Source organism: Candidatus Aquicultor sp., from assembly GCF_054640775.1.
On record NZ_JBTSLF010000084.1, the window covers coordinates 1 to 12,090 of the forward strand.

Sequence of the window (12,090 nt, forward strand, 5' to 3'; positions counted from 1 at the left end):
AAGAGATAAACGAGCAGCCGACGGCGATACGGGAGACGATTAGAAGCAGTTTTGTCGGCGGCAAAGTCAGGCTCGATACCGCATCCCACCTCACCGAGGACGCCATTAAAGAGCTGAACAAGATATTCATCGTCGCCTGCGGCACGTCATATCATGCGGGCCTCGTCGGCAAGAATGCGATAGAAAACTGGGCCGGAATTCCGGTCGAGGTCGATATCGCCTCAGAATTTCGATATCGAAATCCGATAATTACTAAGGATACCCTGGTCGTGGCGATCTCTCAGTCGGGCGAAACGGCCGATACACTTGCGAGCCTGCGCGAAGCCAGGGCGCGGGGGGCTAAAGTTATCGCCATTAGCAACGTGGTCGGCAGCAGCATTACCCGCGAGGCCGACGGCACCATACATACCCACGCCGGCCCCGAGATCGGCGTTGCCGCAACCAAAACACTTGTATCCCAAATGGCGGCCGTCTACACGCTGGCCCTGTACCTGGCCCAGGTGCGCGACGCGATGCCGAAGGCCGAGATCAATAAGCTGATTGCCGAGGTAAAAGCACTTCCCGACAAAATAGCCGCAGTTCTTACCGATACAAGCGCTATCGAGGAATGCGCCCGGCGGTTTTCCGAATGCAGGAGCTTTCTGTTCCTGGGCAGGGGTATCGGCGTCCCGGTTGCCATGGAAGGCGCGCTCAAACTGAAAGAGATATCATATATTCACGCCGAGGGGTATGCGGCGGGTGAGATGAAACACGGGCCGATCGCCCTGCTTGAGAAAGCCGTTCCCGTCGTTGTCGTGGCGACTAAGGGCCATACTTACGAGAAGGTCATCAGTAACATCCAAGAGGTAAAAGCGCGTGACTCCTATGTCGTCGCCATCGCGACCGAAGGCGACGAGGAGATAAAGCAGCAGGCCGAGTACGTGTTCTATGTGCCGGAAACACCGGAACTTCTATCAGCGATTCCGGCGGTCGTTCCGCTTCAGCTCCTGTCATATTACATCGCCAAGATCAGGGGCTGCAATGTCGACCAGCCGCGCAATCTTGCAAAAAGCGTTACGGTCGAGTAGCTTAGAGCGCAGATACCGAGGATAACGTTTTAACACCATCAGGCAGCCTACAGATTCCCCGCCAAGATAAAGGGCAGCAGTGCGATGAGCACCAGCATGGGGAAGAGGCTTGTCCGGTTAAAGTAGGAGGAGGCCTGCATGCTTGATGGCGAACGCGCCAGGGTGATTGCGGGCGCGCCCATGCACCAGATACCGACCGAAAGTTCTACCACCATCGCAAGCGGCGACAACGGCAACAGCAGAGTGAGCGCCACGGTTGTTATCGCGCCTATGAGAATCACGACCGATGAAACCCGGTTCCCGAAGACCGTCGCGACCGTCTTAAGGCCCACTTTACGATCCGAATCGACATCGGCCAGGTCGTTTGCGAGGTTCCGCCCTGCGATTTCCCAAAACGCTATGAACAAGAAGAAGTAAAGAGATTCCCGCGTTAAAGGTGCCACGGCGGCCCAGCCGGCCAGCCCGCCCATCCCGACCATAGCCCCCGTCGGCAGCGTTTTAAGCCATGAGGTCGAGCGCAGAGAGCAGTACATGATCTCCAGACCGACGCACCCTAAAAACAGCCACAGGCAAAGGGGATTGAGCAAGAACGCAAAAAACCCGCCAAGGAGCCCCATGCCTATAACCCAGGCGAGCGATGCCGTAAGCGAGAGGTCGCCGCGGGCCAATGGATGTTTAAAGACGGTAACCCCGATATCATGCTTATCCCGAGCCGCCTTGCCTCTCCTGATCGACTGCGCATCGACCTTGCGGTCCAAGATATCATTGAGAGCGAACACGGCCAGATACCCGGCTGTGGCCGCTATGAGCCCCAGAATAAGCACTCGTGGCCCAGGGAAACCCCTTAACGCGATGATCGCCCCAAGAAGCGGTTGGGATAGCGAGAGCAGAGATTGGTAGCTTCTCGACAGGTCGAAGAAGAGCGAAAAATAACCGGCATTCGCTATGTGCTCGGGTGCAGGTTCCATGGTTCCTCCAAATAATCCGGGGCCTGATTTAAATGGACTATACCCATGCAGCCCAGCGCGTAACCCACCGACGGCAGACATAGGAAACCGCTTTCTTGCTGTGAAATTATAAAAGAAGAATTACCCCGTATAATAAAAAAACGCCTCGCATTAATTGCGAGGCGTTTTGTGTTTTAAATAGCTATTCCGTAGCGCAAGCGCTATTGGAACTATTACTTCAAGAACGGAACGATCAAGAGAGCAACGATGTTGATAACCTTGATCATCGGGTTGATGGCCGGGCCGGCCGTATCCTTGTAAGGATCGCCAACCGTGTCGCCGGTAACCGCTGCCTGGTGTGCGAAGGAATTCTTGCCACCATGGTTTCCGTCTTCGATGTATTTCTTAGCGTTATCCCAAGCACCGCCACCGGTTGTCATCGAGATAGCTACGAAGATACCTGTTACGATACTTCCAACGAGAACTCCACCGAGCATAGTCGCTCCGATATGTGGGCCCTGTGATGCAAGCGCCATACCGATACCGAGGATTACGAGCGGTGTAAGAACCGGGATAAGAGCCGGTACGATCATCTCTTTGATGGCTGCAGCGGCAACGATCTCGACCGCTTTGCCATACTCCGGCCTGCCTGTTCCTTCCATGATACCCTTAATCTCGCGGAACTGGCGTCTTACTTCCTCGACAACCGCACCGGCTGCACGACCTACCGCGCCCATACTAAATGAGGCGAAGAGGTAAGGGAGAAGACCGCCGATAAAGAGACCGACGATAACGAATGGGTCGGAAAGATCAAACCGAAGATTTGCCCCCGCCTTTGCGAGTTCTTGCGTATACGCAGAGAAAAGAACAACAGCGGCAAGACCGGCTGAACCGATAGCATAGCCCTTAGTAACAGCTTTTGTCGTGTTACCAACAGCGTCTAATGCATCGGTAACATCACGTACATCGTCTGGAAGACCTGCCATTTCAGCGATACCACCGGCGTTATCCGTAACCGGGCCGAACGCATCGATGGCTACAACGATACCGGTCATGCTAAGCATAGCGAGCGCTGCGATACTAATACCGTAGATGCCAGCGAGGCTGAATGCGGTTAGAATACCGGCAGCGATAACGATAACCGGAAGGGCTGTGGACTGCATACCGACAGCAAGTCCCTGAATGACGTTTGTGCCGTGGCCGGTTTCGCTCGCCTTAGCGATAATTCTAACCGGTGAGTACTTCGATGATGTGTAGTAATCGGTGATGATTACCAGTGCTGCGGTAACGGCAATACCAACAAGAGAAGCTCCAAAGAGTGCGCCGATCGAGTACTTACCATTACCTTCCATGAACATTTGCGTAATCGGATAGAAAGCGATCATGGACAGAATTGCGGATGCGGCGAGACCTTTGTAGAGGGCTCCCATGATGTTGTTTTTCTTCCCGAGCCTAACAAAAAACACACCAATCATTGAAGCGATAATAGAGACCCCTGCCAATGCAAGCGGGTATACAAGGGCATTCTCAAAGTTAGGAAAATACAGGGTAGCTAATAGGATCGCTGCGATTGCAGTTACGACATATGTCTCAAACAGGTCGGCGGCCATTCCGGCATCGTCACCAACGTTGTCACCAACGTTGTCAGCGATAACTGCCGGGTTCCTCGGATCGTCCTCGGGAATTCCCGCCTCGACTTTACCAACTAAGTCGGCACCTACGTCTGCAGCTTTTGTAAAGATACCTCCTCCGATTCGGGCAAAGACCGAGATAAGACTTCCACCGAAACCTAGTCCGATGAGAGCGTTCGCGTCTTTAGTCGCTTCCCAGAATCCCGTTACAACGAGGATACCAAGTCCCACGACTAAAATACCGGTTACGGCACCTCCCTTGAAAGCGAGACCTAATGCTTTCTTAAGACCACCTCTCGCGGCTTCAGCGGTTCTCACGTTAGCGCGTACCGCTACGTTCATTCCTATAACGCCGGCCGCTGCTGATGCAACGGCACCAATAAGGAATCCGATAGCGGTTACCCAATTGAGACCGAAACCTAAAATTGCAAATAAAACAATTGCGACAAAAAATACGGTAGTATACTGCCTTTTTAGAAAGGCGGCAGCGCCTTCTTGGATCGCCTGAGCGATCTCTTGCATTTTTGCATTGCCAGCAGGCTGTTTTAGCGTCCAGGCGATTAAAAATATACCGAAAATAATGGCCAGTACGCCCGAGCCCAAGGCAATTGCGATTGCGGTGTTCTCCATTTTCCACTCCTTCTTTTTTTAGATTTTGTGTTACATTGTGTTACACACCGAGGAAGCCGTCCCTGTTTGGGGTTACTATAATATATCAAAAGTGCGTTTGGTAGTGCAAGCACATTGTCAATGAAATGGTTTTCTTGTAAGAGCTAAAACTAGTCGTCAAGCACGCAGTTAGCTTAGTTTTTCAGGCTCAATTGTAACAAAAATAACTAATGGTGACAAGCGCAATAGCGGCAAAAATAGGAGTTACCTCTTTAAATGCCGCAAAATATGAAGGATTTTGGCTTGTAATCGACCTAGTGGGGTTACTAAATATTTTTTTATACCCCACCCCGTATAAGAAGTTCCAGCACATCAACCCCTTAACTATGCCGATGAGCCGTTGTCGATAAAATGATCCGGGCATCTGGATACCCAGTGGGGGTATATTGTGGTAAAATTTTTCGTATGTGCTTAACTATTACCAATAAAAACCAATAAAAATAGCCATTGGAGGAGGTGCGCATGAGCGGACATAAGTTTCACGGCGATATTGCCAGGTTGGACGACCCGAGAAGAAAAGAGATACTACCAATCGAGCAGATGGTCGGGGTTTTGGGGGATGTAAAAGACGATGTTGCAGTTGCCGATTTAGGCTGCGGAACCGGTTATTTAAGCATACCACTCGCACGATATCTCGATGGGCGTGGCACCGTTTACGCGGTCGATATCAACCCAAAAGTTCTCGATGTCCTGAAAGAGAAAGCAAAAGGCATCGAAAACATAGTCATCCTGCAGTCGGAGGAAAATGGATTTCCTCTCGAAAGCAGCTCCATCGATATTTCGTTTATGGTCACGGTATTTCATGAGCTGGATGACCCGAGCGGCTTCTTGATGGAACTACGACGAGTTTCCAAACCTTTCCATCAGATAGTCGTCGTTGACTGGAACGATGTTCGGGGTGAGATGGGTCCGCCTATGAGCGAGCGTATTCCAGAAAAAGATGTCATCTCGTTTTTTAAGGAGAGGGGCTACGCACTCAAGAAGAGATTCGCACCCAGCCGCTACATGTACGGCCTATTGTTTAGCGTGTGGACGTGTAAGCCACTTGATAAAGCGTGGATGTAAATAGTGGAGGTTTAATGATGTCACGAAAGGTACTAATAGTAGGAGGGGTTGCAGGTGGGGCCAGCGCCGCCGCAAGGCTGCGAAGGCTGGATGAGGATGCCGAGATCATCCTTTTTGAGAAGGACGAACATATCTCATTTGCGAACTGCGGTCTCCCTTATTACATAGGAAAGGTTATAAAGGAGCGCGATAGCTTACTTGTGCAGACGCCTGAGGGGATGCGCGAGCGGTTCAATATCGAAGTCAGGGTGCAGTGTGAAGTGAAGCGGATCATCCGCGACAAAAAGAGCGTCGAGCTTTACAGCCACGCTACAGGAAAGACCTATTGTGAATCGTATGACCAGCTGATCTTATCGCCGGGGGCGGCGCCGTTCAGGCCCGACATCCCCGGATTGGACCACCCCCACGTGTTCACCGTCAGGAACATCCCCGATACTGATGCGATCAAGGAATTCGTCGACCATGTAAAACCCGAGCGCGTCGTTGTCGTAGGGGCCGGGTTTATCGGGCTTGAGATGGCCGAGAATTTAAGAAGACGCGGTGTGAGCGTTACCGTGGTCGAGTTGGCCGACCGTATCCTGCCGCTGCTTGATTTCGAGATGTCGGCACTCGTCCATCAGCACGTCGTGGAAAAAGGAGTAAATATCATCCGGGGTAACGGTATTCGTGAGCTGCACCATGAAGATGACCGGATAGTCGCCGAGTTGTCCGACGGCACCAAGCTCAACGCCGATATGGTGATCCTGGGGCTTGGCGTACGCCCCGAGGTGAGGTTGGCGCGGGATGCGGGTCTCGAACTCGGAGCGACGGGCGGCATTGCTGTAGATGAGTACCTTAGAACCTCCGACCCCGATATCTTCGCCGTCGGTGACGCGATCGAGGTGAAGGATTTCGTGAGCGGCAACCCGGTATTAATACCGCTGGCCGGACCGGCGAATAAGCAGGGCAGGATCGTTGCCAATAATATTTGCGGCCGGGAGGAGAAGTACACCGCGACGCAAGGGACCGCGATCATCAAGATTTTCGATCTTGCAGTCGCCGTAACGGGGCTCAACGAGGTCGCGTTAAATCGGAACGGTATTACCTATGGAAAATCGGTTACACATTCGACATCACACGCCACGTATTATCCGGGGGCGAGCGGGCTATCGATAAAGGCACTGTTCGATCCCGATAACGGAAAACTGCTCGGCGCTCAGGTCGTTGGCGGCGCCGGCGTCGATAAGACGATCGATGCGTTCTCGATCGCGATGCGTGCGGGAATGACCGTCTTTGACCTTGAGAAGCTGGAGCTGTCGTACGCCCCTCCGTTCTCCAATGCGAAAACACCGGTAAATATAGCGGGATATGTCGCCGCGAATATGTTGCGCGGCGATGTCGACATGTGTTATTGGGACGAGGTCGAGGCGATCGATAAGGATAAAAGCGTACTTCTCGATGTTCGCACCCCGTTTGAGCACAAAATGATGGGAACGATTGATGGGTCCATCAATGTGCCGGTTGACTACCTGCGGCAACGGCTTGATGAGATACCTGAAGACAAGGATATTTACGTCTTTTGCGAGATCGGCCTTCGGGCGTATGTCGCCAGTAGGATATTGATGCAGAAAGGCTATAACGTAAAGAACTTGAGCGGCGGCTATAAGACCTACGGCGCCGCATACGAAACACTCAATAATATAGTTTGGTAGGTTTTCCGATGCCGGGATTTGCTATAGAATGAAGATAACCAACGCTGGCAAATGGGGCATCATGATTAAAGGAATCGGCATCGATATTGTCGAAGTAAATCGCATAGAACAGGCGATAAGCCGGCGCAAAAAATTTACGGAGCGCATATTTACCCAGGTGGAGCGCGAGTACTGCCTGAGCAAGCGCCGCCCGCATTTACATTTTGCTGTGCGATTCGCTGCAAAGGAAGCCGCGCTCAAGGCGCTTGGGACGGGTATGCGCGGAGTGAAATGGACCGACTTTGAGGTTCGTCGAGATAAGTGGGGTAAGCCGTATCTTTACTTAAACGGTAATGCGGCTGCCGTAGCTCGTGAGAGGGGCATCTGCGATATATTTATAAGCCTATCATTTAGCCGTGAATCGGCGGTGGCCTCGGCGATAGCTGTGGGAACGGAGTAAATATTTGCGTGTAGTTACGAGCCGTGAGATGCTCATAATAGAAGAGCAAGCAGAAGAGTTATTCGGCCTCACCACTGGTTTGCTCATGGAGCGGGCCGGCCAGGCGGTTGCCGAAGAGGCGGAGCGGATCTTGCCCGGCTTCGGAAACATCCTGATCGTATGCGGAAAAGGCAACAACGGCGGCGACGGATTTGTCGCCGCAAGGCTTTTGAAAGTATCAGGATATACCATCACCGTTTTTTCACTTGCCCGCAGAGATGCGTTTCCGCCTGCAGCACAGAAAGCTTTCGATACCCTCCCTAAAGACATCAACCTTATCATCGAACCCGAACTCGGCCTGCTTGACGAGGTATTGCTAGAGGCGGATCTTGTTATCGACGCGATTTTTGGGTTTAGCCTTAAAGGCGCGGTGCGTGGGGTGGCGTCTCAGGTTATCGACCGCATCAATGCATCCCAGAAGATGGTTCTTTCGGTCGACATACCCTCGGGTCTGGAGGCCGACACAGGTAAAGTGTATGGTAGCGGGATATGGGCGGATATTACGATAACATTTACCGCACCGAAAGTCGGGATGCTTTTACACCCGGGCATCGAGCGTACCGGTGAGTACATGGTTGCCGACATCGCTATCCCGCAAAGTCTGGTCGACGAGCAGAGCGGGTTCAGGGCGCTGGATAGGGTGGATGTGTCCAACCTGTTTCCGGCGCGAAAAGTAGATGCATACAAGAACACCGTCGGGCGGGTACTGGTAATCGCCGGCTCGAGGGATATGGCCGGCGCGGCTGTTCTCGTAGCGCGCGGAGCATACAATATCGGCGCGGGACTTGTTGTTTTTGCCCCTCCGGCCGGTATTACACCGGTGCTCCACAGCGCCTTAATCGAGGCAATCGTACGGCCGCAGACCGAAACAGAGACCGGCACCCTCTGCGTTGACGCTTACGACTCGCTGATAGAGCTTTCCGCGCAATACGACATAATCGCGATAGGGCCGGGCCTTACGACCAATCCGCAAACTGCCGAGGTAGTGCGTAAACTCATCGTGGATATAGAAAAACCGATGGTGATCGATGCGGATGCTCTTAATGCCGTCGCCGACCATGTAGAGATGCTGAGCGTCAGGAGGGCGGAAACCGTCATAACGCCGCATCCTGGTGAGATGGCACGGTTATTTAAAGTTTCGACGCAAGATGTTTTGGAGGACCCCATTGGTTTTTCAAAACGGGCTTGCCTAGAGTTCGGGGTTATAGCGGTTCTAAAAGGCGCGGTTACTGTTACTAGCAGCCAAGATGAATCGACGCTCAATACGACAGGAAACCCCGGTCTTGCCACCGCTGGGACCGGAGACGTTCTTACCGGCTTTATAGCCGGATTGATGGGCCAGGGATTAAATGCATACGATGCGGCATCCGCCGGCGTGTATTTACACGGTTTATCCGCGGATATCGCCGTTGAAGATATAAGTGAGTATTGCCTGATGGCATCAGATGTCATCGATTATTTGCCCGAGGCGATTCTGTATATTTTAGGTTAGCGAGGTATTGTAAGATGGCTGAAGTGAAGCGAAAAGCGAAGGATATAATGACCAGGGGATTGGTTACGTTTACCAAAGATACGACGGTGAAGGAAGCTACCGAGGTGCTGGTCAAGAAGAACATCGGCGGCGCACCGGTCGTTGACGATGAAGGCAGGCTTGTCGGGATCGTATCCGAGAGCGATTTGATCATGCAGGATGTCCGCTTTCATTTCCCCACATATATTCAGCTTCTTGATGGATATATCTACCTCCCGCGCAGTCTTGAGCGGTTCGAGGAAGAATTTAAAAAAGCGGTGGGCGCCAAGGTGGGCGATGTTATGACCACCGATGTCATCACCGTTGATGAGGATGCAAGTCTGGAAGATGTCGCTACTCTTATGGTCGATAAAGACGTCAGCAGGGTTCCGGTTGTAGCAGACGGCAAGATTATCGGCATTATAACAAAGGGCGATATCGTTAAAGCTATAAGTAAAAGTTACTGGTAGGAAAGTTATTATAAGCTATGAAAATGAGACCGTTGTGGGCCGAGATAGATCTCTCGGCTATCAAGCACAATGTAAAAGAGGCCAGGAACGCGGTCGGGGACACTGTTGGGATAATGGCGGTCGTTAAAGCGAACGCCTACGGCCACGGTGCGGGTCGGGTTGCAAAGGCGGCCTGTGACGCCGGTGCGTCGTGCCTTGGTGTGGCTATCCCCAACGAAGGCGCCCGTTTGCGCGAGGCCGGGATAATCCAGCCCATCCATGTGTTGTCGGAGGCGGCGGCTGAGGCGGCTCCGGTAATTCTTAAATACGGTTTAACGGCTACAGTCTATACGTTAAAGTCGGCCCAAGTCCTGGCGGAAGAAGCCAGACATCGTGGCACGACAGCAAAAGTGCACGTAAAAGTGGATACCGGCATGAATAGGGTCGGCCTCCCTCCGGAACGAGCCACCGAGTTTTTACGGGAACTAAGCGCCTTGCAAGGACTTGAAGTCGAAGGAATATTCACGCATTTTTCTGAGGCCGATAATCCCGAAAGCGACTATACAAATCATCAAATAAGAAGGTTTAAATATCTTCTTGAAGAATTAGAATCCCAGGGGATATGTCCGCCGGTAAAGCATGCGGCCAATAGCGCGGCGGTGTATCTGCATCCGGAATCGCATTTCGATATGGTGAGAATCGGGATATCGTTGTACGGCCTTCATCCGTCTGAGGCCACGAAGGGACACATCGATTTACAGCCCGCATTTTCGCTGAAAGCCAGGCTCTCCTACGTAAAAGAGCTGGCGGGCGGTGAAGGTGTAAGTTATAGCAGGACCTATACGACGGCGCAAGCCACCAAAGTCGGGACGGTGCCCGCCGGTTATGGTGATGGATACTCGAGGCTTTTGTCCAACAAGGCTCAGGTCTTGATCGGGGGCCGCAGGTATCCGGCCATCGGCAATATTTGTATGGACCAGTTTATGGTCGACCTGGGTGCGGGCTCCACTGCCGGGGCCGATGATGAAGTGGTGTTGATCGGCAGGCAGGGTAGCGAGGAAATCAGCGCCGATGAGCTTGCCTCGATTTTAGGCACGATTAATTATGAGATCGTGTGCATGATAAACATGCGTGTTCCACGGGTATACAAGGAGTAGCACATGTCCGCATCGCGGATAGTCGTTTCAATCGTAGTAGCGTTTTTAGTCGGCGTGCTGGTTTACGCCGTTGCAGCAAGAAGCGAAAGAACTCCAGGTATGGCGCCGGATAAGCAAATGTCCGGTGATAAGGAGGCGCGTGCCGTAGTAGAAGGCAGCACAACAGCTTGGCATGTCACAGAAAATCACCTGAAAATCACCTTGGCAATCTCACCGACTACAGCGAAACAGGGTGACTTGCTGCATTTCGGAATCTTTATTGAAAACCTGGATTCAAAGCTCCGGGAACTTTCCTTTACTTCCAGTCAGAAATTCGATATCCGTGTCCAGGACAAAACCGGTCGTACGGTGTGGACCTGGTCCGATGGTAAGATGTTCACCCAGATGCTCGAAACCATCACCCTCGACCCGCACGAGAAGACCTCGTTTACGGCTACATGGTCGATGGTGGATTCGCAGGGAAAGACGGTTAAACCGGGACATTATGAAGCTTTTATTTGGATTACGGCTTCTGGTGTTAATGATCAAAAGATTAATCCTGATAACGAAGTTGGTCTTGGATTTACAATAAAATCAGACAATTAGCAGCTTGCTACACGTGTGCATTGCGGCAAAAGCTCTTTATGTGGAGCAAGCGTTGGAATCAAAACCGCCGATTTTTATGCCGCCGGTGGAAGTTTTGCCAAATTCAATAAAAGGAGGCGGTTAAAGTAAGCAGATAGAGGCGAATACAGCCGCATAGAGAGTGCTCAGAATTGTTCAAAACAGGCTACTTTGGATGTGTAAGCGCGGGTGACCGCGTACATAAGGAGGTAGAAGCATGAGTGCAAAAATTTGTGCAAGATGTATGGCAGTCAGTGATGGAACCAAGTGGTTGTATAACGAAGGGGAACACACACGACTCATGCGAACAAGACGAGCGGAGGTAACCCTCTGCCCGGGGCATCAAAGAATCGAGAAAAGAAGAATCGATGGCGTTGTGACGCTTAAGGGTGACTTTTTGAAACGTCACTTCGATGAAGCGGTCAACCTTATTAACAATATCGCCGACAAGCAGCTACAGCGAAACGTCGCGGCCAGGGTCTACAGTATGGAGGAAAACGGCCACGGCCTTACAGTAGAGACGACCGATGTCTCGCTGGCCGAGCGCATTGGCAGGGAGTTCGAAAAAGCGTTCCATGGAAATCTCCTGATCCAGTGGTTGCAGGATGCCGAGTTTGTGCGGGTGAACTGGCAGCGAGACTAGGGAATTACGAATTTCGAAATTCGAATGTCGAACCAAGAACATAATAAAAAAGTAAGGGCGGCTCGAGGGCGGGGCCCTTACTTTTTTGGCGCGCCCAGCTAAGCTGGGCCGCACTTGCGGGTGAAAGTCCCGTTCCGGTAACCACCAAGGGGCCGGATAGCTAATCCCGGTGCGTCGCAG

11 protein-coding genes are annotated in these 12,090 nt (G+C 52.1%); 9 read left to right on the forward strand and 2 right to left on the reverse strand.

Going from position 1 to position 12,090, the window contains the following annotated elements; translation table 11 throughout:
- Positions 1–1,067, forward strand: a 1,067-nt coding sequence (gene glmS / locus ACYC56_RS08190) for a glutamine--fructose-6-phosphate transaminase (isomerizing) (protein ID WP_461373692.1), incomplete at its 5' end; no start/stop codon positions are given.
- 47 nt (positions 1,068–1,114) lie between these two features.
- Here glmS and ACYC56_RS08195 read toward each other — a convergent pair.
- Together ACYC56_RS08195 and ACYC56_RS08200 are read right to left on the reverse strand one after the other, a co-directional pair.
- Complete coding sequence (locus ACYC56_RS08195; protein ID WP_461373693.1) at positions 1,115–2,035, reverse strand: UbiA prenyltransferase family protein; 921 nt, start codon at positions 2,033–2,035, stop codon at positions 1,115–1,117.
- 212 nt (positions 2,036–2,247) lie between these two features.
- A complete protein-coding gene (locus ACYC56_RS08200) occupies positions 2,248–4,275 on the reverse strand; it encodes a sodium-translocating pyrophosphatase (RefSeq protein WP_461373694.1) in 2,028 nt (675 codons plus the stop codon).
- Between the two features lie 501 nt (positions 4,276–4,776).
- Here ACYC56_RS08200 and ACYC56_RS08205 point away from each other — a divergent pair.
- From ACYC56_RS08205 to ACYC56_RS08240, 8 genes are all read left to right on the forward strand, one after another.
- The gene (locus ACYC56_RS08205; RefSeq protein WP_461373695.1) at positions 4,777–5,379 is read left to right on the forward strand and encodes a class I SAM-dependent methyltransferase; all 603 of its coding nucleotides are present in this window, start codon (positions 4,777–4,779) and stop codon (positions 5,377–5,379) included.
- Positions 5,380–5,393: 14 nt separating this feature from the next.
- Entirely contained in the window at positions 5,394–7,070 is a 1,677-nt protein-coding gene (locus ACYC56_RS08210) for an FAD-dependent oxidoreductase (protein ID WP_461373696.1), read from the forward strand.
- 28 nt (positions 7,071–7,098) lie between these two features.
- Entirely contained in the window at positions 7,099–7,509 is a 411-nt protein-coding gene (locus tag ACYC56_RS08215) for a holo-ACP synthase (protein WP_461373697.1), read from the forward strand.
- Positions 7,510–7,513: 4 nt separating this feature from the next.
- Positions 7,514–9,040: an NAD(P)H-hydrate dehydratase gene (locus ACYC56_RS08220; RefSeq protein ID WP_461373698.1), complete on the forward strand. Its 1,527-nt coding sequence runs from the start codon at positions 7,514–7,516 to the stop codon at positions 9,038–9,040.
- Positions 9,041–9,054: 14 nt separating this feature from the next.
- Positions 9,055–9,528 carry a CBS domain-containing protein gene (locus ACYC56_RS08225; RefSeq protein ID WP_461373699.1) on the forward strand — a complete coding sequence of 158 codons (474 nt, stop codon included), beginning with the start codon at positions 9,055–9,057 and terminating at the stop codon, positions 9,526–9,528.
- Between the two features lie 23 nt (positions 9,529–9,551).
- Positions 9,552–10,664, forward strand: coding sequence for an alanine racemase (alr, locus tag ACYC56_RS08230; protein ID WP_461373700.1), 1,113 nt, complete (start codon positions 9,552–9,554; stop codon positions 10,662–10,664).
- 3 nt (positions 10,665–10,667) lie between these two features.
- On the forward strand, positions 10,668–11,249 hold the full coding sequence (locus ACYC56_RS08235; protein WP_461373701.1) for a BsuPI-related putative proteinase inhibitor: 582 nt from the start codon (positions 10,668–10,670) through the stop codon (positions 11,247–11,249).
- Between the two features lie 235 nt (positions 11,250–11,484).
- A complete protein-coding gene (locus ACYC56_RS08240) occupies positions 11,485–11,910 on the forward strand; it encodes a BCAM0308 family protein (protein WP_461373702.1) in 426 nt (141 codons plus the stop codon).
- The last annotated feature ends 180 nt before the right edge of the window (positions 11,911–12,090 follow it).